This is a genomic window from Stenotrophomonas sp. DDT-1, assembly GCF_001580555.1.
GTDB classification, from domain to species: domain Bacteria; phylum Pseudomonadota; class Gammaproteobacteria; order Xanthomonadales; family Xanthomonadaceae; genus Stenotrophomonas; species Stenotrophomonas sepilia.
In genome coordinates this window covers 1-24,381 of record NZ_LEKR01000012.1, presented here as the reverse complement: position 1 = coordinate 24,381, position 24,381 = coordinate 1, and the positions used below count along the sequence as shown (strand labels likewise).

Annotated in this window: 18 protein-coding genes, 1 tRNA gene and 1 pseudogene; 9 read left to right on the top strand and 11 right to left on the bottom strand. The window is 68.1% G+C overall.

Translation table 11 applies throughout. The annotated features are described in order from the left end of the window. Nucleotides 1–105: 105 nt before the first annotated feature. Nucleotides 106–480 (top strand): hypothetical protein, encoded by a 375-nt coding sequence (locus AB839_RS08380; RefSeq protein WP_061478985.1) that lies wholly within the window; start codon nucleotides 106–108, stop codon nucleotides 478–480. 94 nt (nucleotides 481–574) lie between these two features. Here AB839_RS08380 and AB839_RS08375 read toward each other — a convergent pair whose 3' ends face one another. After that, nucleotides 575–1,114, bottom strand: a complete 540-nt coding sequence (locus AB839_RS08375; protein ID WP_061478984.1) for a pseudouridine synthase — start codon at nucleotides 1,112–1,114, stop codon at nucleotides 575–577. 242 nt (nucleotides 1,115–1,356) lie between these two features. Beyond that, on the bottom strand, nucleotides 1,357–2,214 hold the full coding sequence (locus tag AB839_RS08370; RefSeq protein ID WP_061478983.1) for a class I SAM-dependent methyltransferase: 858 nt from the start codon (nucleotides 2,212–2,214) through the stop codon (nucleotides 1,357–1,359). Nucleotides 2,215–2,383: 169 nt separating this feature from the next. Here AB839_RS08370 and AB839_RS08365 point away from each other — a divergent pair, with 169 nt between their 5' ends. The 4 genes from AB839_RS08365 to AB839_RS08350 all read left to right on the top strand — a co-directional run bounded on the left by AB839_RS08365 (nucleotide 2,384) and on the right by AB839_RS08350 (nucleotide 6,820). Further along, nucleotides 2,384–3,340, top strand: a complete 957-nt coding sequence (locus AB839_RS08365; RefSeq protein ID WP_061478982.1) for an aldo/keto reductase — start codon at nucleotides 2,384–2,386, stop codon at nucleotides 3,338–3,340. A gap of 649 nt (nucleotides 3,341–3,989) precedes the next feature. Beyond that, nucleotides 3,990–4,060, top strand: a tRNA-Thr gene (locus AB839_RS08360). Between the two features lie 357 nt (nucleotides 4,061–4,417). Further along, nucleotides 4,418–5,542, top strand: a complete 1,125-nt coding sequence (locus AB839_RS08355; protein ID WP_061478981.1) for a slipin family protein — start codon at nucleotides 4,418–4,420, stop codon at nucleotides 5,540–5,542. 57 nt (nucleotides 5,543–5,599) lie between these two features. Next, nucleotides 5,600–6,820: an RtcB family protein gene (locus tag AB839_RS08350; protein WP_061478980.1), complete on the top strand. Its 1,221-nt coding sequence runs from the start codon at nucleotides 5,600–5,602 to the stop codon at nucleotides 6,818–6,820. A 109-nt stretch (nucleotides 6,821–6,929) separates the two neighbouring features. Here the strand turns inward: AB839_RS08350 and AB839_RS08345 are convergent, their stop codons facing one another. Both AB839_RS08345 and AB839_RS08340 read right to left on the bottom strand, forming a co-directional pair. After that, nucleotides 6,930–7,835: an NAD(P)/FAD-dependent oxidoreductase gene (locus tag AB839_RS08345; protein WP_061478979.1), complete on the bottom strand. Its 906-nt coding sequence runs from the start codon at nucleotides 7,833–7,835 to the stop codon at nucleotides 6,930–6,932. After that, nucleotides 7,825–8,280, bottom strand: coding sequence for an Rrf2 family transcriptional regulator (locus AB839_RS08340; RefSeq protein ID WP_061478978.1), 456 nt, complete (start codon nucleotides 8,278–8,280; stop codon nucleotides 7,825–7,827). Before AB839_RS08340 ends, AB839_RS08345 begins: the two co-directional genes overlap by 11 nt. 183 nt (nucleotides 8,281–8,463) lie before the next feature. On the opposite strand from AB839_RS08340, the gene AB839_RS08335 reads away from it, so the two are divergent. Beyond that, on the top strand, nucleotides 8,464–10,584 hold the full coding sequence (locus tag AB839_RS08335; RefSeq protein WP_061478977.1) for a methyl-accepting chemotaxis protein: 2,121 nt from the start codon (nucleotides 8,464–8,466) through the stop codon (nucleotides 10,582–10,584). A 246-nt stretch (nucleotides 10,585–10,830) separates the two neighbouring features. Continuing rightward, complete coding sequence (gene dkgB, locus AB839_RS08330; protein ID WP_061478976.1) at nucleotides 10,831–11,640, top strand: 2,5-didehydrogluconate reductase DkgB; 810 nt, start codon at nucleotides 10,831–10,833, stop codon at nucleotides 11,638–11,640. 162 nt (nucleotides 11,641–11,802) lie between these two features. Here dkgB and AB839_RS08325 read toward each other — a convergent pair whose 3' ends face one another. Further along, nucleotides 11,803–12,510, bottom strand: coding sequence for an alpha/beta hydrolase (locus AB839_RS08325; protein ID WP_061478975.1), 708 nt, complete (start codon nucleotides 12,508–12,510; stop codon nucleotides 11,803–11,805). A 139-nt stretch (nucleotides 12,511–12,649) separates the two neighbouring features. Between AB839_RS08325 and AB839_RS08320 the strand changes: the two genes are divergently transcribed. Continuing rightward, nucleotides 12,650–13,030 carry a YbjQ family protein gene (locus AB839_RS08320; protein ID WP_010482286.1) on the top strand — a complete coding sequence of 127 codons (381 nt, stop codon included), beginning with the start codon at nucleotides 12,650–12,652 and terminating at the stop codon, nucleotides 13,028–13,030. 55 nt (nucleotides 13,031–13,085) lie between these two features. Here AB839_RS08320 and AB839_RS08315 read toward each other — a convergent pair whose 3' ends face one another. Together AB839_RS08315 and mgtE are read right to left on the bottom strand one after the other, a co-directional pair. Further along, the gene (locus AB839_RS08315) at nucleotides 13,086–15,812 is read right to left on the bottom strand and encodes a bifunctional acetate--CoA ligase family protein/GNAT family N-acetyltransferase (protein WP_061478974.1); all 2,727 of its coding nucleotides are present in this window, start codon (nucleotides 15,810–15,812) and stop codon (nucleotides 13,086–13,088) included. 82 nt (nucleotides 15,813–15,894) lie between these two features. Further along, nucleotides 15,895–17,265: a magnesium transporter gene (gene mgtE, locus AB839_RS08310; RefSeq protein WP_061478973.1), complete on the bottom strand. Its 1,371-nt coding sequence runs from the start codon at nucleotides 17,263–17,265 to the stop codon at nucleotides 15,895–15,897. Between the two features lie 340 nt (nucleotides 17,266–17,605). Here mgtE and AB839_RS08305 point away from each other — a divergent pair, with 340 nt between their 5' ends. Further along, a complete protein-coding gene (locus AB839_RS08305; protein ID WP_061478972.1) occupies nucleotides 17,606–19,384 on the top strand; it encodes a monovalent cation:proton antiporter-2 (CPA2) family protein in 1,779 nt (592 codons plus the stop codon). Between the two features lie 76 nt (nucleotides 19,385–19,460). Here the strand turns inward: AB839_RS08305 and AB839_RS08300 are convergent, their stop codons facing one another. The 4 genes and pseudogenes from AB839_RS08300 to AB839_RS08285 form a co-directional block, all read right to left on the bottom strand. After that, nucleotides 19,461–22,799: an ankyrin repeat domain-containing protein gene (locus AB839_RS08300; RefSeq protein WP_061478971.1), complete on the bottom strand. Its 3,339-nt coding sequence runs from the start codon at nucleotides 22,797–22,799 to the stop codon at nucleotides 19,461–19,463. After that, a complete protein-coding gene (locus AB839_RS08295) occupies nucleotides 22,792–23,052 on the bottom strand; it encodes a YcgL domain-containing protein (RefSeq protein WP_014648833.1) in 261 nt (86 codons plus the stop codon). Before AB839_RS08295 ends, AB839_RS08300 begins: the two co-directional genes overlap by 8 nt. Before the next feature lie 160 nt (nucleotides 23,053–23,212). Further along, a complete protein-coding gene (locus tag AB839_RS08290; protein WP_005420284.1) occupies nucleotides 23,213–23,653 on the bottom strand; it encodes a hypothetical protein in 441 nt (146 codons plus the stop codon). A 59-nt stretch (nucleotides 23,654–23,712) separates the two neighbouring features. Beyond that, nucleotides 23,713–24,381, bottom strand: a pseudogene (locus AB839_RS08285) (beta-ketoacyl-ACP synthase); the annotation flags it as partial.

Sequence of the window (24,381 nt, the reverse complement as noted above, 5' to 3'; positions counted from 1 at the left end):
TCCTGAATGGCTGCGGTAGAGTCACACCACGTGCGTCCCCGACTGACATACCGTTTACGGGCAACGCGCGACACTGGACTTCGACCCGAGGCAAAGGACCCCCGCATGAGCAAGCTGACCGTAATCACCGACCGCGCTCTGGAGCGCGCCCTGGAGCTGGCCCACACCGCCGGCGATGGCCTGAAGAGCGCCGGTGGCAGCCTGCGCAACGCGGATTGGATCAAGACCGGCGCCGCCCTCGGCGCAGTGAAGACCGGCGGCAAGGTCGCCACCAAGTTCGTGCGCCGCAATCCCGCAGTGGCCGTGGCCGCTGCTGCGGTGGGTGTCGGCCTGCTCGGCTATGCGCTGTACCGCAAGCAGCAGAAGAAGAAGGCTGCCAATGGCCACGTGGTGAATGGGCAGGCGCAGCGCATCAGCGCGCGTGACCGCCGCAACGACACCGTCGTGGACGAGCACAGCGATATCGGCAGCGACGCCTGAGCCTGCCGGGGTCGGATCCCTTCCACAGGAAGGGCTCTGACCCCAAGGCACTCCATGAGGGCCGGATGCCGCGAGGCCTCCGGCCCTTTCTGTTTCAACCGATCTGCCGCCACTGTCCGGGCTGCAGGTCCTCCAGCCGGTACGGTCCCATCGACACCCGCACCAGCCGCAACGTCGGCAGGTTCACTGCCGCTGTCATCCGCCGCACCTGGCGGTTGCGGCCTTCGCGGATCGTGATCGCCAACCAGCTGTCCGGCACGGTCTTGCGGAAGCGTACCGGCGGATCGCGCGTCCACAGCGTCGGCGCCGGGTCGAGGCGCTCGATCTTCGCCGGCAGGGTCGGCCCATCGTTGAGCACAACGCCATCGCGCAGCTGTTGCAGCTGCTCGTCACTGGGCGTGCCTTCCACCTGCACCCAGTAGGTCTTGTCGGCCTTGTGCCTGGGGTCGGTGAGCTTGTGCGCCAGCGTGCCGTTGTCGGTCAGCAGCAGCAGGCCCTCGCTGTCATGGTCCAGGCGGCCGGCGGCATACACGCGCGGCGGCAGGCCGAATCCGGCCAGGGTCGGCCGCGGCGGCACGCTGCGGTCGGTGAACTGGCAGAGCACGTTGAAGGGCTTGTTGAAGGCGATCAGCATTGCAGGCACGGCGGGCGGCGGGTGGGGCATTGTCCCACGCATCGCGCCCAGGCAACTGTAGAACCGGAGGCAGCGGCAGGAGCCGCTGCCAACGTCGCGTGCGACGGTCCGAAGGGTGCCGGTCAGGACGGCCGGCATTGCCCACGCTCGGCTGCTGTTGTGCTCCGTCGCGCTGCGCGCAATGAGCCGAGCATCGGCTCGGCTCTACGGGGCACTCCGCGCTGGCGCTACGGCGTGCCGGCTTACGGCTTGATGAAACGCAGGGTCATGCGGTCGCTTTCGCCGATCGCCTGGTACTTCGCATCATCGGCCTTGTCGTGCTGGTTGGTCGGAGGCAGCGTCCACACGCCATTGGGGTGGTCCTTGGTGTCGCGCGGGTTGGCGTTGACCTCGCTGCGCGCGTCCAGCTTGAAACCGGCGGCCTCGGCCATCGCGATCACCTGCTGCTGGCCGACATAGCCGGTGTCATCGTCGTCGGCCACGTCGGTCTTGGCGCGATGCTCGACCACGCCCAGCACGCCACCCGGCTTGAGCACGTTGAAGAAGCCCTGGAACATGCCCTGCGCCTGGCCGGCCTTGCGCCAGTTGTGCACGTTGCGGAAGGTCAGCACCACGTCGGCTGAATTGGCCGGGCCGAACACCGGCTTGGCCGGATCGTAGGCCACCACGGCGGTCTTGCCGAACTGTGCCGGCGCGCCGGCGTACTTCTTTTCCAGGCTGTCGCGGCTGCGCTGCTGGTAGTCACGGCCACGGCCTTCGGGCACCGCCATCGGATCGACCACCGCAGCGACGTAATGGCCCTTGTCATGCAGCAGCGGCGCCAGGATTTCCGAATACCAGCCGTTGCCGGGGGTGATCTCGATGACGGTCTTTTCCGGTGCCACCTTGAAGAACGACAGCGTCTGCGCCGGATGGCGGAAGCCATCGCGCTTGACGTTGTTGGCATCGCGGGTGGGCGCCTTTACCGCCGCGTCGATGGCCGGCAAGACCTCGATCTTCGCCGGTGCCACCGTGGCCGGTGCGGCGAACGCGGGAACAGCAGCAAGCAGGGCCGAAGCAAGCAGCAGTCGGCAACCACGCAGGGACGAAGCAGGCATCATCGGGACGACTCCAGCGGAAGATGCGGCGAGACTAGCAGTCGCAGCGTCCCAGGTGTTCACAAAACGTTAGCGGCGTGCGCGTCGCGGAACACTGTTTTGTGGTCGTCGCCGCAGCACGGTCACACATCGCGTTCTATTCTGGAACACTTCCCCCAAGGAGTCCGTGCCCATGACGGCAACCCGCGAACTGGGCCGTTCCGGCCTTCATGTACGTCCGCTCGCCTTCGGTGGCAACGTGTTCGGCTGGAGCGCCGATGAGAAGGCCAGCTTCGCCCTGCTCGATGCCTTCGTCGATGCCGGCTTCAACCTGGTCGACACCGCCGATGTGTACTCGGCCTGGGTGCCGGGCAATGTCGGCGGCGAATCGGAGACGCTGATCGGCAAGTGGCTTGCCCGCAGCGGCAAGCGCGACAAGGTGGTGCTGGCAACCAAGGTGGCCAAGTGGGCCGAACGCCCCGGCCTGACCCCGGACAACATCAATGCGGCGGTCGAGGATTCGCTGCGCCGGCTGCAGACCGACGTGATCGATCTGTACCAGGCCCACGAGGATGACGAGTCGACGCCGCTGGAAGCCACACTGGCTGCGTTCGGCCGCCTGATCGAGGCCGGCAAGGTGCGTGCGATCGGTGCTTCCAACTACAGCGCCACGCGCCTGGCCGATGCGCTGAAGGTGTCCACCGACTACAAGTTGCCGCGTTACGAAACCCTGCAGCCGGAGTACAACCTGTACGACCGCGCCGGCTACGAAAGGGAACTGGAACCGCTGGTGCAGCGCGAGCAGATCGGTGTGATCGGCTACTACGCGCTGGCCAGTGGCTTCCTCAGCGGCAAGTACCGCACGCCGGCCGATGCAGCCAAGAGCCCGGCGCGTGGCGAGACGGTGGTGAAGCGCTATCTGAACCCGCGCGGCCTGCGCATCCTGCAGGCGCTGGATGACGTAGCCAGCAAGCACAGCGCCAGCGCTGCGCAGATCGCACTGGCCTGGCAGATCGCGCGGCCGTCGATCACCGCGCCGATCGTCAGCGCCACCAGCGTCGAACAGCTGCACGACCTGCTGGCCGCAGCCAACGTATCGCTGAGCGTGCAGGATGTCGCGCAGCTGGATGCCGCCAGCGCCGAATCATGAGACCCGGTAGTGCCGGCCGCTGGCCGGCATGACACGTACATCGAAGAAAATAATTCAACAAAATGGTTGCGCGCGACTAAATCGTGGTTTATCGTGCGCACCTCGTTTCAACACCCACTGGAAACTTCCCTTGAACGCGCATTCCTTCGCCATCGCCAAACTGCTGCCATGCCTGCGCATGGACCGGCCGGCGCGCGCGTTCGGCAAGGAAGACCAGCTGACAACGGCCTGATACCCGCCCTGCGGAGATCGGCCACCCCGATCTCCGAGGCCTGACGACGCCCTCGGAACGCAAGTCCCGGGGGCGTTTTCGTTTGCGTCGGCACAAGGACCCGCGATGCCAGAACTGCACCCCGCGCGGCGACCCGCCGCTCACTGACCCAGGTTTTTCTGCTGCGCCGGAGGATTTTCTCCGCGTGCATGGCAACGCCTGAACATTATCTGCATCGCACTCAAACATTATCGCTCGCCGATAATGTCGGTGGCCTGCACCCTCGATTCTCCAACGGTCCCGTTTCAACCACGGGCTGGTGCGCGCGGCGTTGCCGTGGCGTATGCCGGCGGTCGCGGACATGCCATCGCCTGGATCGCCTGCTGGAGGCAGGCGCCGGTTCGCCGGCACGCGGTTCGATTCCGCGCGGTTCACCACTGGATAGCTCAGTCGGGTAGAGCAACGGATCCGTAATCCGTCTGTCGTGGGTTCGACTCCCACTCCAACCACATGACCTTTCACGTCATGACTTGAAGCAACACCCGGGGCGCAAGCCCCAGCGGCCATCGTCGCCGTCCACGGTCACTGCCTTCGGGCGGGGGCGTGGAAGGCAACGGACCGCACGCCGGGCCTCGGCCCGCCGTCACTGCCAGCCACGTTCCGCCCCGGTGCTGCCTGCCGGGAACGACGATGGCAGCACTGCCGGTGCACCGAAGGCTCCGCGCGCGGACCGTCCGCCGATGGCCGCCCTCTTCCGCTGCCTGCACGTGGTGTGCAGGCGGCCTCGCCACGACCTGATCGACCCGGGTCTTGGCGATTCATCCGCAACGGGTCGAACCACCAGAGCCATACAAGGAGAGACTCCCATGTTCTGGACCATCAAGGTCGTGATCGGCGACGGCGAGCGCGGCCTGGTGTATCGCAACCGTCGTTTCCAGCAGATCCTGCTGCCGGGCGTGCACCGCCTGTCGCCGTTCGGCGGCCGCCCGCACGTGGACATCCACACCGCATCGAAGGGCGCGGCCTACACCGGCAGCGACCAGGACAGCCTGATCGAAGCGCTGGGCGCACAGCTGGACACGCACTTCGTGCTGGCCAACGTCGGCGCCGGCGAGGTCGGCCTGTTGCTGCGCAACGGCCGCATCGACGAGGTGCTGCCGCCGGGCAGCCGCCGTCTGTACTGGCGCGGTTCGGTCGACACCCAGGTACGCGTGATGGCGCTGGGTGACGAGCCGCGCATCCCGCTGGACGTGCAGCAGCGCCTGGGCCAGCTGGGCGTGCTGCCGCGTGTCGCGGTGATCAGCACCGTGCCGAGCGAGTCGGTCGGCCTGCTGTTCATCGATGGCACGCTGCGCCAGACGCTGGACGCCGGCCTGCATGCGTTCTGGAACTTCAACGGCAACGTGTCGGTGGAGCGCGTGGAGCTGCGTGCGCGTTCGCTGGACGTGTCCGGCCAGGAACTGCTCAGCCGCGACAAGGTGACCCTGCGGGTGAACCTGGCCGCGACCGTGCAGGTGGTCGACCCGGTGCGTGCACACCGCACGCTGAGCAATGCCGATGAATTCATCTATCGGCAGCTGCAGTTCGGCCTGCGCCAGGCGATTGCCGCGCGCAGCCTGGACGAGCTGCTGGGCGACAAGGCAGCACTGGACGGTGAGATCGCCGCCCATGTGCAGGCGGCGATCGAGGGCCACGGTGTACGTCTGCTTGGCGTGGGCATCAAGGACGTGATCCTGCCGGGCGAGATGAAGGAGATCCTCAACGGCGTGGTGCTGGCCGAGAAGCAGGCCCAGGCCAGCGTGATCCGTCGCCGCGAGGAGGCCAACGCCACGCGTTCGCAGCTCAACACCGCAAAGCTGATCGAGGACAACCCGGTGCTGATGCGCTTGAAGGAGCTGGAGGCGCTGGAGAAGGTCACCGAGAAGATCGACACGCTCACCGTGTTCGGCGGCCTGGATGGCGTGCTGAAGCAGCTGGTGACGATCAGGTAGGGGGTCGCGGCGGCGCAGGGACGCGCCGCCGGCCCATCAAGGACATTCAACAAGACAATGGACATGCAACAGAACTATCAATGGCTGCACGCCGAGGGCACCACGCCGATCAAGGGCTGGGTCAACGGCGTGCCACTGGAAGCGCAGGCGCATGAGCAGCTGCGCAACATCGCCGCGATCCCGTTCGTCGGGCCGTGGGTGGCGGTGATGCCGGACGTGCACCTGGGCAAGGGCGCGACCGTCGGCTCGGTGATCCCGACCCGCGGTGCGATCATCCCGGCCGCAGTCGGCGTCGACATCGGCTGCGGCATGGCGGCCGTGCGCACCACGCTGCGCGCCAACGACCTGCCCGATGACCTGCGGCAGCTGCGCAACAGCATCGAGCGCAGCATCCCGGTCGGCAACGGGCGCGGCGGCGAGCATCAGCGCATGCCCGACAGCATCCATACCCGCCTGGTGCAGTCCGGACTGGCCGCCGGCCTGGAGAAGATCAAGGACAGGCACCGCAGGATCCGCACCGACAAGCTCGACCGCCAGCTCGGGACACTGGGTGGTGGCAACCACTTCATCGAACTGTGCCTGGACGAGACCGACACGGTGTGGGTGATGCTGCACAGCGGGTCGCGCGGTACCGGCAACCTGATCGGTACCTACTTCATCGAGAAGGCGCGCGAGGAACTGGCCCGGCGCGTGCTCGGCTTCCACCTGCCGGACAAGGACCTGGCCTTCTTCATGGAAGGCGAGCCGCTGTTCGATGACTACGTCGAAGCCGTGTCGTGGGCACAGGACTACGCCCGGCAGAACCGCGAGGCGATGATGTCGCGCGTGCTGGCCGAGATGCGTCACCGGCTGCCGAAGTTCCAGCTGGCGGCGATGGCGGTGAACTGCCACCACAACTACGTGCAGAAGGAAACGCACCACGGGCAGGAGCTGCTGGTGACCCGGAAGGGGGCCGTCAGTGCCCGCGAGGGTGAGCTGGGCATCATTCCCGGCAGCATGGGCACGCGCAGCTACATCGTGCGTGGCAAGGGCAACGCGGACAGCTTCCACAGCTGCAGCCACGGTGCCGGCCGGGTGATGAGCCGTGGCGCCGCGCGCCAGCAGATCACGCTGGCCCAGCATCGCGAGGCCACCGCGCACGTGGAATGCCGCAAGGACAGCGGCGTGCTGGACGAGTCACCGGCCGCGTACAAGTCGATCGACGATGTGATGGCCGCGCAGCTGGACCTGGTCGACGTGGTGCACACCCTGCGCCAGGTGTTGTGCGTGAAGGGGTAATGGAGCGGTGCCGGCCAAGGCCGGCACCCACCGCACCCAATGGCAGTAGATCCACGCCATGCGTGGAGGGAACGGCGCCGACCAGGGTCGGCCTCTACCTGTGCAACGTTCAGCGCGCGCTGCTGTCTTCAGCCACCAGCGCGTGGTGCACGCCGATGCCCGCGCGCACGCCTTCGGCCATGGCCAGGGTGATGTTGCCGACCGTGGTCGCGTCGCCTGCGGCATACACGTTCGGCACCGAGGTCTGCTTCATCATGTCGACCTCGATCAACTCGCCCAGCGGGCTCTCGGCCAATGTGCAACCCAGCTGCTGCACCAGCGGCGTGGCCATCACCTGGGTGGCCGGCACGAACAGCGCCCGCTGGGCGATGCGGCGGCCATCGGCCAGCTCCACTTCCAGCCAAGTCGGCTGGTCGCCCTGCACGCCCAGCACCGGCGACGTCTCGATCCGCACGCCACGCTGCTGCATGGCAGCCCGTTCCTCATCGGTGATCGGCAGGCCCTGGCTGAAGAAGGTGATATTGCCCCAGTCGGCAAACAGCGGCGCCTTGCTGGCGGACATCGGATGCCCGCCAAGCAGCCCGATGGCGCCACCGCCCACTTCGTAACCGTGGCAATAGGGACAGTGCAACACGGTGCTGCCCCAGCGCTCGGCCAGCCCGGGCAGCTCCGGCAGCTGGTCGGCGATACCGCTGGCCAGCAGCAGCTTGCGCGCGGCCAGCACCTGCCCATCGGCGGTTCGTACTTCCACACCCACTGCGCCGGCGGTGGCCTGCACGGCCTCGGCATGCACCCAGCGCACGCTGGGGTAATCCAGCAGCTGCTGGCGCGCGGTCTTCAGCAGCTCGGCGCCGCTGATGCCATCCAGCCCCAGCACCCCGTGCGAATGGCTGGCGAAGCGGTTGCGTGGTGAACCGGCGTCGATGACGGTGACCGGGCGGCGGGCACGGGCCAGGATCAGGCCGGCGGCAATGCCGGCATAGCTGCCGCCGACGATGAGCACATCAGGATTCATGGTGACCTTCCAGGGAACGGTGATGGGCGAGATGGCGGGCGAAGTCGGCGCCGAGCTTGTCCAGCGTGGTCGCCCGCAGGCGCTGTTCGAGCAGGCGCTGTGCTTCGCGTGCACCCTCCAGCAAAGCGCTGTTGACCAGCTGCTGGATCGGGCAGCCACCGCCGGAATCACGGGTACCGACCTGTACCAGCGACGGTGCGCCCACCGCCAGGTAGACGTCATGCAGGGTGATGGCTGCGGCATCGCGCGCCAACTGGCTGCCACCGCCATGACCTCGGGCGCTGTGAACCAGGCCCGCCCTGTGCAGCTGCGCCAGCAGGCGGCGGATCACCACCGGATGGGTCGGCAGGCAGGACGACAGCTGCTCGGAGGTGCGCGGGCCGTCCTGGCCGACCAGGTGCGCCATCACGTGCAGGGCATCAGAGAGCAGGTTCGCGGATTTCATGTAACTACATTAGTTACATTTATATCCCCTGTCCAGGGTCCGTATTCGTTCCATATGGACACATTTGTCCTATGAAACACTTTCTTCACATCACTAAACGAAACGCTAATGTGATGTTCGTCGCACTTCAGCGGAGGCTGGGCGGGTCGATACCGCATTGCCCCTTCCCGAGAGTGCTTCCCGATGAATGCGTCTGTCCGTGCTCCGCGCCTGCAGTCCAAGCTGCTCGGCGCGGTCTCTGTTGGCTTGGCCGTGGTCCTGCTGTGCGCGCTGGCTGGCCTGGCCTCCGCCTGGTTCAAGTTGTCCACCGAGGTTCCACCCGAAGTCGCGCACAGCCGCGACGCCGAACGCCTGCAGCGTGAGTTCCGCGGCCAGGTGCAGGAATGGAAGAACGTGCTGCTGCGTGGTCACGACGACGCGTTGCGTCAGCGCCACCTGGACGCCTTCGACAACGAAGGCCGCCTGGTCGAACGGCTGGCCAAGGGCCTGGTGACCAGTCCGGACGCGCGCACGCGTGAACTGGCGCAGGCGTTCATCGGCCTGCACGCGCAGCTGCAGCAGGACTATCACGCGGCGCTGCAGGCATTTGCCGCGGCCGGCTACGATCCCGCCGCCGGCGACACCCTCGTGCGCGGCAAGGATCGCGCGGTGGCGACCGCACTGGATGCATTGAGCACGCATGCCACGCAGGTGGCCGAAGCGGCGCTGGCGGCGCGTTCGCAGCAGGCGCGGCAGACCCTGCTGCTGTGCGCGTCACTGACGGTGCTGGCCGCCGTGCTGTTGCTGATCGGCCTGGCCTGGTGGCTGCGGCGCGCGGTGGTGCAGCCGGTACTGGCGGTGGAAGCCGCTGCACGCGCAGTGGCTGCCGGCGACCTGCAGCACGTGGTGCAGGTGCGCAGCCGCGACGAGATCGGACGCCTCGCCCAGGCGATGCAGGCGTTGCAGTCCACGCTGCGCGGCGTGCTGGATGCACAGGCCGCGATGGCCCAGGCGCACGAGGCCGGCACCATCAGCCATCGCATGGACGCCGCTGCCTTCCCCGGCGCGTTCGGCACCATGGTGGCCGACTGCAACACGCTGGTCGACGCGCACATCCGGGTGAAGATGCGCGCGATCTCGATCATGGGCCGCTACGCCGTCGGCGACCTCAGCCAGGACATGGAACGCCTGCCCGGCGAGAAGGCAGTGATCACCGAAGCGCTGGATGCGGTCAAGCACAACCTCGGTGCGATCAACGGCGAAATCCGCCGCCTGGCCGAAGCGGCGGCCGCCGGTGACTTCAGCCAGCGCGGCGACAGCGCGCGCTTCGAGCATGACTTCCGCGCGATGGTCGATGGCCTGAACCGCCTGATGCAGACCACAGAACTGAACCTGGGCGAAGTCTCAACGATGCTGCGCGCGATCGCCGATGGCCGCCTCGGTGCACGCATGCACGGTGATTTCCAGGGTGTGTTCGCGCGTATCGCCGGCGATGCCAATACCACCGCCACGCAGCTGGCGACCATCGTCACCGACATCAAGCACGCCTCCGGCAACATCCACACCGCCGCCGCGGAGATCGCCGCCGGCAACAATGACCTGTCGCGCCGTACCGAGCAGCAGGCCGCCAATCTGGAAGAGACCGCGGCATCCATGGAAGAGCTGACCTCCACCGTGCGCCAGAACGCCGAACACGCGCGCCAGGCCAACCAGCTCGCGATCGGCGCGCACGCGGTCGCCTCGCAGGGCGGCAGCGTGGTCGGCCAGGTGGTGGCGACGATGGGCGCGATCGAAACCTCGTCACGGCAGATCGCCGAGATCATCAGCGTGATCGATGGCATCGCGTTCCAGACCAACATCCTGGCGCTGAACGCCGCGGTGGAAGCGGCACGCGCCGGTGAGCAGGGCCGCGGATTCGCGGTGGTTGCCAGCGAAGTGCGCACGCTGGCACAGCGCTCTGCGGCGGCGGCAAAGGAGATCAAGTCGCTGATCGAGGCGTCGGTGGAACAGGTCGGTGAGGGTGCGCAGCGCGTGCGCGAGGCCGGCGACACCATGGCCGAGATCGTCGCCTCGGTGCAGCGCGTGACCGACATCATGGCCGAGATCTCTGCAGCCTCGCAGGAACAGAGCGCGGGCATCGAACAGGTCAGCCAGACGGTGATCCAGATGGACGGCACCACCCAGCAGAACGCCGCGCTGGTGGAAGAAGCCAGCGCCGCGGCGCGCAGCCTGGAACAGCAGGCGAACCGGTTGATCGATGCGGTCGATGTGTTCGATCTGTCGGCCACGGCGACAGCGAAGGACGCGTTGGCGCGCGCGGCCTGAGGGATCCGGTTGCCGGCCAGCGGCCGGCACCACCGTGGAGCGCGGACTGGGGTAGTGCCGGCCGCTGGCCGGCAGCGTCCAACGCTACATGGGTGGCGGCATGAACAGTGCGGACCAACGTTCCGCACTCATTACGGCCTGTGGTCGTACACGGCAGTGCAATGCACCGTTGCCGGCATGCACACGGCCGCTGGCCTACCCTTTCGTGAATATTCCCGTCTCCCTCCCCCACTGCTGGAGCCCCTCATGACAGTCCCCGCCTTCGGTCTCGGCACTTTCCGCCTCAAAGACCAGACCGTGATCGATTCCGTGCGCAACGCGCTGGAGGTCGGCTACCGCGCCATCGATACCGCGCAGATCTACGGCAACGAAGCCGAAGTCGGTCAGGCCATCGCCGATTCCGGCGTGCCGCGCGATGAGATCTACCTGACCACCAAGATCTGGATCACCGAGTTCAAGCGCGAAGCGCTGCTGGCCAGCCTGCGTACCAGTCTGGAAAAGCTGCGTACCAATCATGTGGACCTGACGCTGATCCACTGGCCGTCGCCGAACGGCAAGGTCGACGTGCCGATGGAGGAGTACCTGACCGCACTGGCCGAGGCCAAGGCACAGGGCCTGACGAAGGAGATCGGCATCTCCAACTTCACCATCGCGCAGACCCGCAAGGCGATCGGCATCCTGGGTGCCGGCGCCATCGCCACCAACCAGATCGAGATCCACCCGTACCTGCAGAACCGCCTGCTGGTGAAATTCCTGCAGGACAACGGCATCCACATCACCGCCTACATGAGCCTGGCCTATGGTGAGGTAATCAAGGACCCGGTGATCCAGGCCATCGCCGGCCGCCACCAGGCCACGCCGGCGCAGGTCGCGCTGGCCTGGGCGCTGCAGCAGGGCTTCTCGGTCATTCCGTCCTCGACCAGGCGCGAGAACCTGGCCAGCAACCTGGAAGCGGCAGCGATCCGCCTGACCAACGAAGACATGGCACAGATCGCCAAGCTCGACCGCGGCCATCGCCTGGCCAACCCGGAAGGCATCGCCCCAGCCTGGGATTGAGGCAGTGGTGTTGTAGAGCCGAGCGCACGCTCGGCTGCTGCCTCCCCAGAGCCGAGCATGGCTCGGCTCTACAGGTAGGTGCCGAACTTGGTCGGCACTGAGCCCTGATCGATCGTTGGAACACCGTGCCGACCAAGGTCGGCACCTACCAGAACGCGGGGATCATTCCCTGCCCTGCAACAACCACCCACGCATTGCCGCACTGACCTCGTCCGGTTTTTCCATCGGCGCCAGGTGCCCGCAATCAGGCACCACCACCAGCTGCGAGTGCGGCACCAGGGCGTGCATTTCCTCGCTGACCGCGAGTGGCGTAATGCGGTCGTTGGCGCCACATACGATCAGCAGCGGATCGCGGTAGCCAGCCAGCACATCATGGCCGTCACGGCGTTCCAGTGCGCTCTGGCGCAGGAACACTTCCGCGCCCAGGCGGGTGGTCATGTCGCGCACGCGCTGTACCAGCACGTAGTCGTCCAGCCGCGAGGCATCGATGTAGCTGCGCATCAGCACATCGCCGAAGCCGTGGAACTTCCCCGGCAGGCGCACGCTGGCGCGCTGGCTGCGCCGCTGCTCGGCGCGCTCCGGCGAGTCGGCGTGGATCGAGGTGTCAATCAGCGCCAGCTGCAGCACCCGTTCCGGCGCGATGCGCAGGATCTGCTGGGCCACGAAGCCGCCCAGCGAGAACCCGGCCAGCGCAAAGCGCTCCGGTGCCTGCGCCAGCACGTCTTCGGCCACCGCCTGCAGGGTCTCGCCACGGGTCTGGTCGCCCACGGTGCAGTCGGCGATATCGGCCAGGTCGGCCAGCTGCGCGCGCCACAGCTCGGCATCGTTGAGCAGGCCGGGCAGCAGCAACAGGGGGATACGGTCGGTCATGGGGATATTGTCGCGCCAGCACGGTGACGGAACCATGCCGCAACGGGCGATTGCGTTGTAGAGTCGCGCCATGCTCGACTGCAGTACAGCCCGTCGAGCATGGCCCGACTCTACAGAAGGCAGCGACACGGACGCGACCATGGCAGACCCCTACAACAGCAGCCCCACGTCCCCGCCCGCGCTGCGTTTCGACGATGCGCTGGTCACCACCGCCTTCGAGCTGCCCGGCCATCGCGTGGTGCGCAACCTCGGCGTGGTACGCGGCATCACCGTGCGCTCGCGCTCGATCGTCGGCAATTTCCTCGGCGGCATCCAGACCCTGTTCGGCGGCAACATCACCATCTACACCGAACTGTGCGAACAGGCCCGCGAGGAAACCTACCGCGACATGGTCAAGCACGCGCGGCAGCTGGGTGCCAACGCGATCATCGGCATGCGTTACGACGCCACCGATGTGATGACCGGGCTGACCGAAGTGCTGTGCTATGGCACGGCGGTGGTGGTAGAGCCGGTGCGGTGATGCAGCCGCCAAGCGTACGCAAAAGCAGCCGAGCGTAGGCTCGGCTCTACAGGAATTACGCCACCGGCGGCACGTCGGGCACCTCGACCTGCTGCACCGGCAAGGTCACCATCATCACCGTCGGGTCGTCCGGGTCGAGTCGGGTCTTGAAGCCCAGGCTCTGGCACATCGCCAGCATGGTGCTGTTCTCGCGCAGCACCTGGCCTTCGACCACGTCCAGGCCCAGCCACTTCGCGTACTCGATCATGATCGCCATCAGCCGCCAGCCGATGCCATGGCCCTTCAGGTCCGAGCGGATCAGGATGCCGTACTCGCCGCGATGATAATCGGCATCGGCGTGCAGGCGCACTGCGCCCAGCATCTCCCCGCTGCGCGGTTCGATCGCTACCAGCGCAATCGAGCGCGCATAGTCGAGCTGGGTCAGGCGCGCGATGAACTCGTGGCTGAAGTGCTTCACCGACTGGAAGAAGCGCAGGCGCAGGTCCTCGTCGCTGACACGGGCGAAGAACGCGCGGAACAGCGCATCGTCTTCCGGCCGCACCGGACGCACGAAGGCCCGGCCGCCATCGGACAGTTCGATGGTGCGCTCCCACTCCTTCGGATACGGAAACACCGAAAAGCGCGGATGGCCACGGCCCTTGTGCAGGATCCGCGACGGTGCCACCGCCACGCGTGCGTCGAGGGCAAGGATGCCCTTGCTGTCGACCAGCAGCGGGTTGATGTCCAGCGTGCGCACTTCGGGAATATCGGCGGCCAGCTGTGCCAGCTTGACCAGCGCCAGCGCCAGTGCGCGCTCGTCGGCGGCGGGCACATCGCCGTAGGCCTTGAGGATGCGCGAAGCGCGGGTCTGGCCGATCAGCTCGTGGGCCAGGCGCAGGTCCAGCGGCGGCAGGGCCAGCGCCTTGTCGTTGATCACTTCGACGGCGGTGCCGCCACGGCCGACCACGATCACCGGGCCGAACGTCGCGTCATCGGCGATGCCGACAATCAGTTCGCGCGCCTTCGGGCGGACGATGGTCGGCTGCACCAGCAGGCCATCGATGCGCGCATCCGGCCGCAGCTGGCGCGCACGCGACAGGATCGCGTTGGCCGCGCTCTGCACCGCCGGCAGCGTGGACAGGTTCAGGCGCACGCCGTCCACTTCCGACTTGTGCGGAATATCCGGCGAGAGAATCTTCAGCGCAACCGTGGCACCGCGTTCCAGCAGCGGCTGCGCCAGGTCCATCGCCTCGTGCGCATCACGCGCATGCATCACCGGAGCAGACGGAATGCCGTAGGCCTTGAGCAGTTCATGCGTGGCCAGCGGGTCCAGCCACTGCTGGCCATTGGCCAGCGCGGCATCGACCAGTGCGCGCCCGGTGCCCGTGTCGACGCTGAAGTCCTGCGGCAGGCTGGGCGGCGTTTCCATCAACGCGCTCTGTGCCTCGCGATAGCGCACCAGATGCTGGAAGCCACGTACGGCTTCGGCCTCGGTCGGATAGGTCGGCACCCGCGCCGCGTTGAGCGTGGCGGTGGCCTGGTCATCGTTGCCCAGCCACACCGCGAACACCGGCTTGTCGCGATGATGGCGCGGGCGCAGGCCGAGCGTGCGGGTGAGGGCCTGCGCCGCGTCGGCGGACGAGGTAAACGCGGTTGGCACGTTGACCACCATCACCGCATCGTTCTCGTTGTCGGCCAGCAGTGCTTCGATGGCCGACGCATAGCGGTCACCATCGGCGTCGACCACGATGTCCACCGGATTGCTGCGCGACCAGCCCTGCGGCAGCACCGCATCGAGCTTCTCCACCGTGCTGTCGGAAAGGGTGGCCAGCGTGCCACGCAGCGCGATCAGCTGGTCCACGGCCAGGCGGCCGACACCGCCGCCATTGCTGAGAATGGCCAGGCGGCGACCGGGGAAGGTGCCCAGCCGGCCCAGCGATTCGGCGGCGGTGAACAGCTCGTCCAGCGCGCCGACGCGCAGCAGGCCGGCGCGGTTGAAGGCCGCGCCGTACACATCATCGGCACGCGCCAGGGCCTGCACGTGGGTATCGCGGCTGCCCGGCTGCACGCGCTCGGCGCGACCGGACTTCACCACCACCACCGGCTTGGCGCGGGCGGCGGCACGCGCGGCCGACATGAACTTGCGCGCGTCCTTGATCTGCTCGACATACAGCAGGATGGCGCGGGTGCGGTAGTCGGTGGCGAAGTAGTCGAGCAGGTCGCCGAAGTCGACGTCCATCGTGTCGCCCAGCGAGACCACGGCGGAGAAGCCCACCGAGCGCGCCACGCCCCACTCCACCAGCGCGGCGGCAATGGCCGAGGATTCGGAGATCAAGGCGAGGTCGCCGGCCTGCGGGAAGTGCGCGGCGATGCTGGCATTGAGTCGCGCGTGCGGCGCGATGACGCCCAGGCAATGCGGCCCGAGGATGCGCAGGCCATGCTTGCGCGCCACCGCCTCTACCTGTGCGGACAACGAACCCGGGCCTTCGCCCAGGTGCGCGGTGAGGATGATCGCCGCCTGCACGCCCCGCTCTGCAGCGGTACGCACCACCTGCGGCACGATCGCCGCGGGCGCGGTGATCACCACCAGGTCGGGCACCCAGTCCAGATCCTTCAAGCGCTTGACCGTGCGGATGCCATCGATCTCGGCGTGCCGCGGGTTGATCCACGCCACCTTGCCGGGGAAGCCGGTGCCGCGCAGGTTGCGCATCACCGCGCGGCCGGCCGAACGCTCACGCGGGCTGCCGCCGATCACCGCGACCGACTGCGGACGGAAGACGGACTGCAGGTGGTAGGTACTCATGCGCCTACGGTACCCAAATTCCGTGGCGATGGGGTCAGAGCCCTTCGCGGCGCGAAGGGATCCGACCCCGCAACCGGAAGGCTTACAGCAGCGTGCCGTGCAGGATCAGCGCGGCGATGCTGAAGTAGATCACCAGGCCGGTCACGTCCACCAGGGTGGCCACGAACGGGGCCGAGGCGCTGGCCGGGTCGAAGCCGAGCCGCTTCAGGATGAAGGGCAGCATCGAGCCGGACAGCGAACCGAAGGTGACGATGCCGACCAGCGCGGCACCGATGGTGATCGCCAGCAGGATCCAGTGCTCGCCGTAGTCATGCAGGCCACCCAGCTGCCAGATCACGATGCGCACGATCGCCAGGCAGCCGAGGATGGCACCCAGCACCATGCCGGTCGGGATCTCGCGGATGGCCACCTTCCACCAGTCGCGCAGGCGCAGTTCGCGCAGCGCCAGGCTGCGGATCAACAGCGAGGTGGCCTGCGAGCCGGAATTGCCGCCCGAACTCATGATCAACGGGATGAACAGGGTCAGCACCACCGCGCGCGCCAGTTCGTCCTCGTAGTGCTGCATCGCACTGGCGGTCAGCATCTCGCCCAGAAACAGCACGCTCAGCCAGCCGGCACGCTTGCGCAGCATCTCGAAGAAGCCGATCTGCATATAGGGCTTGTCCAGCGCTTCCATGCCGCCGAACTTGTGCGCGTCCTCGGTCGATTCCTCGATCAGCGCATCGAGCACGTCGTCCACGGTGACGATGCCGAGCATCTGCTGCTGCGCGTCGACCACCGGAATCGCCAACAGGTCGTGGCGGCGGATCAGACGCGCCACTTCTTCCTGGTCCATCAGCGCGTCCACTGTCACCGGCGGATTGACCTGGGCCACGTCCAGGATCGATTCCTCGGGCAGGCCGGTGATCAGCCGGCGCATGGTCACCACCTGCTGCAACTGCTGGCTGGCCGGCTCCAGCACGTAGATCGCGTACACCGTCTCGCGGGTACGCTCGACCTGTCGGATGTGCTGCAGGGTCTGCGCCACGGTCCAGCTGGCGGGTACCGCCACGTACTCGGTGGTCATCAGCGCGCCGGCGGTGTTCGGCGGATAGCTCAGCAGCTTCTGGATGGCCTGGCGGGCGTCGGTGCCCAGCAGCGGGATCAGCCGCGCGCGTTCTTCCTCATCCAGCTCGTGGACGATGTCGGTGGCGCGATCGTCAGCCATCAGCCCGAGCAGGGCAGCGGCGCGTGCCGGCGGCAGCGCGGCCACCAGCTCACCGCTGCGGTGCAGTTCCGGCGCTTCCAGCATCTTCACTGCACGCGGCAACGGCAGCGCGGCCAGCGTTTCCGCAGCGCGGGCCAGTTCCAGTGTGTTGAGGAATTCCACCGCATCGGCGGTGTTGTAGTTCGCCAGCGGTGCGGCCAATGCGGCGGCATCGGCCACCGGGCGCAGCAATTGCTTCTGGTTCATCGGTTTTGCCTTGTGGGGGTGCGACCTCGCGCAACGCCAACGCAGGCAAACCGTCCCGATGTCAGGCGGTGGCCATCGCTGGCGTCGAACGAGGTCGACTTCTACTGTCGCTGGACATGGGTTGGGGACTCCGGGATGCGTATGCCGACGGACGCGCCGCCAGCGGCGGGCAGTCTGGACCCGTGGGCCATGCAGGTCAACCCGGCATCCCTGCGCCGGGCGCCGGCCGGTTGTTCTCGTGCATACACCGACCGGCGCGCATAATGGCCGGGTGGCGCTCGCCACGCTTTCCCCACCCGAACGGACGCACTGCGGGCTTCCCCGATGACCAGGTATTCCCATGCATAGCGGCGGTCTGGAACTGGCCCTGGTGCTGCTGCTGGCGGCGGTCATTGCCGTGCCGGTGTTCAAGAAGTTCGGCTTCGGCGCGGTGCTGGGCTACCTGGCGGCCGGCGTGGTGCTGGGCCCGGACGGGCTGGGCTTCGTGCAGGACGCCGACCGCATCCTCGGCGCCGCCGAGATCGGCGTGGTGATGCTGCTGTTCGTGATCGGCCTGGAGCTGTCGCCGGCACGCCTGAAGGTGATGCGGCGCTCGGTGTTCGGCGCGGGCGCGGCGCAGGTGGCGATGTCCGGGCTGGTGCTGGGCGGCCTGCTGCTGCTCGACCACTTCCAGTGGAAGAGCGCGCTGGTGGTCGGTATTGCGCTGGCGCTGTCATCCACCGCGGTAGGCCTGCAGCTGCTGTCCGAGCACAAGGCGATCAACAGCGACCATGGCCGGCTGGGTTTTGCCATCCTGCTGTTCCAGGACCTGATCGCGATCCCGCTGCTGGCGGCCATCCCGCTGCTGGGCGGGGCGAAGAACGAGACCCTGCGCTGGGAAGATGCCGCCGTGGCCCTCGGCGCGCTGGCCGTGGTGATCCTGTGCGGGCGACCGGTGCTGCGCAAGGTGTTCAGCATCATCGCCCGCACCCGCAGCCCGGAAGTGTTCACCGCCACCGCCCTGCTGGTGGTGCTGGGCACTGCCTGGTTCATGCAGGAAGCGGGCCTCAGCCCCAGCCTGGGCGCGTTCCTGGCCGGGGTGCTGCTGTCCGATTCGGAGTTCCGGCACGAACTGGAAGCGCAGATCGAGCCGTTCAAGGGCCTGCTGCTGGGGCTGTTCTTCATCGCGGTGGGCATGGGCATCGATCTCGACCGCATCGCCGCAGAGCCGTGGCTGATCGCCGCCGGCGTGGCGATCCTGCTGGTGGTCAAGTTCAGCCTGCTGTATGTGATTGGCCGTATTGCAAAGCTCAGTTCACGGCAGTCGCTGCTGCTGGGCAGCGTGCTGTGGCTGGGGGGCGAGTTCGCCTTCGTGGTGTTCAACGAAGCGCAGCGCGCGCACCTGCTCGGCAACGCCAATCACGATCGGCTGGTGGCGATCGTCGGCCTGTCGATGGCGATCACGCCACTGCTGATGATCGCGCTGCTCAAGCTGCTCGGCCAGGAGAAGGCTCCACCGCGCGGGAGCGCCGAGGCCGACAAGGTGGCACCGGACAACCGGCCCAAGGTGCTGATCGCCGGCATGGGCCGCTTCGGCCAGGTGATCGCGCGCCTGCTGACCGCACAGAAGGTGCCGTTCGTGGCGCTGGAGGCGAACCCGGACACGGTGGCCGACCTGCGCCGCTTCGGCAACCAGCTGTACTACGGCGACCCGACCCGCCCGGAGATGCTGCGTGCAGCGGGTGGCGAACACATCGATGTGTTCGTCATCACCGTGGACGACCCGGAGACCAACCTGCGCGCGGTGCGCATGGTGCGCCGGCTGTACCCGGACGCGAAGGTGCTGGCGCGTGCACGCAACCGCCAGCATGCCTGGCGACTGATGGACATGTCGGCCGAGCCGTTCCGCGAAGTGTTCGGCACCAGCCTGGAGATGAGCGGGCGCGTGCTGACCGCATTGGGCGTGGCACCGGACGTGGCCGAGCGCCATGTGCAGCGCTTCCGTGAGCATGATGAGCAGCTGCTGCGCGACCAGTACCTGGTGTACGACGACGAGGCCGCGGTGATCCAGACCTCGCGTGATGCACGCAACGACCTGATGCATCTGTTCGAGGCCGACGCGGAAAGCGACGGCAAGTAGGCGTGCCGACCAACGGTCTGCACCCACCACAGATTGCGGTTGCCGGCCAGCGGCCGGCACGACCCTTTTCCAGGAATCAGCCGTTGTCGCGCAGGAACCGCGCCATCGAGGAAACGCCCGGCACACGCGGCTCGAATTCGCCGGCCACGTCGATGAAGCCGCGCATCACCGCGATCTCGCGCGGACTGCGGTTGAGGCTGTCGCGCGCTTCAGGATCGGCGCCGGCGCGCAGCAGGCGCTGCACCAGCAGCGGCAGGCCATGCAGCGCGGCCAGATGCAGCGGGCCGAAGCCGCGCGGGTCGCGTACGTCCAGGCTTACGTCCTCGTCCAGCAGGCGCTCCACTGCGGCCATCACCACCTGCTCGTCGCAGGCGGTACCCGGCTCGGCGCGCGCGCCCAGCAGCAGCAGCAGCGGCGTGACAGAACCAGCGGCGGCCTGGTCCGGTTCGGCACCGGCCAGCAGCAGGGTGTCGAGCAGCGCCAGCAGGCGCGAGCGGTCGCGGGCACTGAAACCGTAAAGCGCGGCACAGTGCAGCGGACCCAGCTGCTGCGCGTCACCGGCATGCACGTCGGCACCCGCCGTGAGCAGGCGCGCGACGATGTCCGGAAGGCCCAGCGCGGAGGCCAGCATCAGCACCGTCACGCCACCCGGCAGGCGGTGTTCCAGCTTGGCGCCAGCGTCGAGCAGGGCCGAAACGATGTCCACCTGGCGCATGCTGACCGCCGCCGACAGCGGCGTCGCGCCACTGGCCGCCGCGTGCTGCGGATCGGCGCCGCGCGCCAGCAGCAGGTCGGTTACCGCCAGGTGGCCGCCACCGGCAGCACGCAGCAGCGCGGTGCAGCCCTGTGCGTCGACCGCGTCGACGGCGAAGCCCAGATCGATCAGGCGGCGCACTGCATCGACGTCACCGGCCATTGCGGCGGCCGGTAGATCGGCCTCGCGCAGGGTGCGGCGCGGCAACGGCCACACCCGCCAATCGAGCCAGTCGGCCAGATCGCGGCGACCGATCGACAGCGCCACGCCCAGCGGTGTCTGGCCGTCGGCGGCACGTGCTTCCGGCGAGGCACCATGCTGCACCAGCAGCTTAAGCGCGCCTTCGCGGGCCAATGCGGTGGCCAGGTGCAGTGCGGTCATGCCGTGGCTGTCGCGTGCCTCGCGATCAACGCCGGCCTTGAGCAGGGCCTGCTGCAGCCGCAGCCACCCCAGCCGCACCGCCAGCGACAGCGGCGGATCGCCCGCCGGCGAGGCGGCGAACGGATCGGCGCCACGCTCAAGCAGTTCCAGTGCCAGCTGTTCCAGGCCACGCGCGGCCTGGTCGTGCTGTGCGCAGGCAGCAAGGAAGCGCGCCAGGCCACCGCGGCCGGCCGGCGACAGGCCACGCTGCAGCATCACCTGCAACGCCGGCACCGCATCGATGCCGCGCGACAACAGCGCGAACATCGGCGTATCGGAGCAGGCATCACGCACATAGGGATCGGCGCCGTGGCCCAGCAGCCAGTCCACCGCACGCGGTTCCAGCGCCAACTCCGGATCGAGCAGCAGCCCGCCCAGTTCCTCCGGCTGGCACAGCCTGGCCAGCGCCGCCATGCCGTCGGTATTGCCGAAGCCCAGGGCCTCGCGCAGCAGGGTCAGCGGCGGACGGTCCGGCAGCAGACCGCTGGCACTGGCCGCTTCGCCACGATCGGCCAGGCCATCACTGACCGCGGCCGGCAACGGATAGGACGGGTCCAGCAGGGCTACGATCGCCCAGCGGCCGGCTTCGGCGGCGTAGTCCACCGCACGGCGGCCGAGCGGATCGGTGGCATCGGCCGCGATGCCCAGTTCGACCAGGCGCTTGATCAGCAGCGGCGAGACATCCTCGGCCATCGCCGCCAGCTGCACCGCATTGCGGCCTTCGCCGTCCACCGCGACCAGGTCCGGCTTGTGCGGCAGCAGGTGCTCGATCACGGCGGCGCGACCGGCACGGGCCGCTTCCAGCCACGGCGTACGCCCCAGTGCATCGCGCGCCTCCAGATTGGCGCCCGCGCCGAGCAGCACGCCGATGATCTCGACATGGCCGGCCAGGGCCGCCTCATGCAACGCACTGCGGCGCTGGCGATCGCGGGCGTCGGCCCGTGCCTTGTGCTTGAGCAGCAGCTGCACGCCCGCCGGATCATCATCCTCGGTGGCGGCGGCGGCCAGCAGCACCGGGGTGCCATCGGCCGGTTCGCAGCGTGCACCGCGTTCGAGCAGGAAGCGGGCCAGACGCCAGTTGCCCACCTGGCAGGCCACCGCCAGCGGCGACCAGCCATCACGGTTCAGCGCATCGACTTCAGCAGCGGCATCGCGCAGCAGCGCGGCCACCCCCGGGTCGGAACTGCGTGCGGCATGGTGCAGCGGGGTGTTGCCATCACTGTCGGTGGCACGCGAGTCGGCGCCGTTGGCGAGCAGGGTCATCACCGCTTCGGGGCGGCCATGCCAACTGTCGCGGGTCGCCGCCAGCAGCGGGGTCATGCCCCGGTGCGGCGCATTCACATCGACGCCGCGGGCAATCAGTTCGCGCAGCAGGCGCAGGTCCGGCAGCACCGCGGCCAGCACCGCCAGGCTGCGCTGGTCACGCCAGTTCGGGTCCGGCAGCGCATACGGATCGGCACCGGCCTGCAGCAGCTGCAGGCCCCGGTCGATGCGGCCCTGGCGGGCGGCTTCATACAGCGCCGGTGTCAGTTCCTGCGGCGCCATCGCCTCCAGCGGCACGGTTTCGGCCGCCGCTGCGAACATCGGTTCGGGTGCAGCGCTGGACGCCGCCAACGGGCTGGAGCGCAGCGACACCAGCGGCGCGGGCGCGACCCGCTGCAGCAGCAGGTGCAGCACCGGCGACAGCAGTACGACCGCCAGTGCGGCGGGCCAGCGCGCGCTTTCCGGCAACAGGCCCGGCCAGGCCGGCAGCACCACCAGCGCGGCCAGCGCAATGACCAGCGCGGCCACGCCGAGGCCACGCCAGGCAGTCAGGTCGCGCCCCGCCAGCGCCTGCCAGTGCTGGGCCAGGCTGCCATCCAGGCGTTCGACATCGTTCCACAATGGCCAGGTGCGCCAGGCCGCCAGCAGGCCGGCACTGACCAGTACGCTCAGGCCAAGCACTGCCGCCAGGCTGCCGCTGTCACGCAGCGCTGCGAGCGGCCAGGCCAGCAGCAGCGCCAGCAACAGCGGCGCGGCTGCCCACAAGGCCAGCAGCGCCGGCAGGTCCTGGCGTGCGACCACCTTCAGCGGCAGCAGCGCGCGGCTGCGGCGCCACCACGATATCGCCAACGCGAACGCGGGCTGCGCCAATGCGGCAAGGACCGCACCCGGAACGCCGCCCACGGCGGCGCCCAGCGCCAGCACCGCGCCCGCGGCGAAGGCAATTGACAGAATGCGCGGACGGGAGGCGTCAGTCATAGTGGCGCGGCATCAGGCTGGCCACCGACGGCGGCACCTGCAGGTAGAACCCGCGCTCGCTCATTTCGCTGCGGACCTTTTCCGGGTCAGCCTGCGCCAGGCGGCGCTGGGCATCCAGGGCCACCTCCAGCACGAAGGCGAGCGTCCCCAGCGAGGTGAGCAGCGGCGCGGGCAGCGCGCTGAAATCATCGCGTCGGGGAACGTAGACGTAGGTGTCCGGCTTGAGTTGGCTTTTATAGACGTAGGCGTGCATGTCCGCGGGACGATAACCCGGGAAGAGCCATGATTGTGTCGGAAAGCCGACACCGGGGAAAGCCGTCAGCCGGCGATGGCGGCGCGATCGGCGGCGTTTCGCCTGCGGGGTTCAGCAATGTGGCGGCGACGTTCAGGCTGCGCCGCCGCCACACCGGCGCTTACTTGACCTTGGCGTAGGTGCCCTTCAGCGCGACACCCGCGAGGATGGCACCGGCGTAGCACTCGTAGTTGGTGCTGCTCTTGAACTCGTTCTTCTTGTAATAGCTGACGATGTCGACCACGGCGTTGGCGCCGCGCGACTTGGCACCGTCCTGCAGCGCGCGCAGTGCCGACAGCGCAACCCAGCGGCAGGCCTCGGCATCGCTCTTGTTGGCGGCGTTGGTCTTCTTGTTGGTCACGTCTTCGCCCAGGCGCTGCTGCACGCTGACCGGCTGGCCGGCCAGGTAGAAGCGCACGCTGCCGTCGATGCCGGCGTCCTTGGCGGCCTGCGAATTGACCAGTTCCTGCAGGGACTGTTCGACACGCGTGTCGCGGGCGGAAGCGGTGGAAGTCAGGGCCAGCAGCGCGGTAGCCGTGGCGATCATGAGAGTGCGGCGCATCGGAACATCTCCTTGTCGAGGGTGCGGGGGTAACGGGAACGGTGTGTTGGCGCAGTGGATCACTCGCTCCAGCGGCGGAACACCAGCGAGGTGTTGATGCCGCCGAAGGCGAAGTTGTTGCTCATCACGTACTCGGCCTGCAGTTCGCGGCCCTGCCCGGTGATGAAGTCGAGCTGGCCACAGCGCGGGTCGACCTCGGCCAGGTTCAGGGTGGGCGCGAACCAGCCGGCACGCATCATCTGGATGCTCACCCAGGCCTCGAACGCGCCACAGGCACCCAGCATGTGGCCGACGTAGCTCTTCAGCGAGCTGATCGGCACGCGGCTGCCGAACACCTGTGCGGTAGCCTGGGTCTCGGCGATGTCGCCGTGGTCGGTGGCGGTGCCATGGGCGTTGACGTAGTCGATCTGCGCCGCGTCCAGGCCGGCGTCCTCCAATGCCAGGCGCATGGCCTGGGCCATGGTGTCGGCACTGGGCTGGGTGACGTGCTGGCCATCGCTGTTGGTGCCGTAGCCGACCACCTCTGCAAGGATGGTGGCGCCGCGCGCCTGCGCGTGTTCCAGGTCTTCCAGGATCAGTGTGCAGGCGCCCTCGCCCAGCACCAGGCCATCGCGGCCGGCATCGAACGGGCGTGGCGTGGTCTGCGGCGCGTCGTTGCGCACGCTGGTGGCGAACAGCGTGTCGAACACCGCTGCAGCAGTGGCATCGAGCTGCTCGGCACCGCCGGC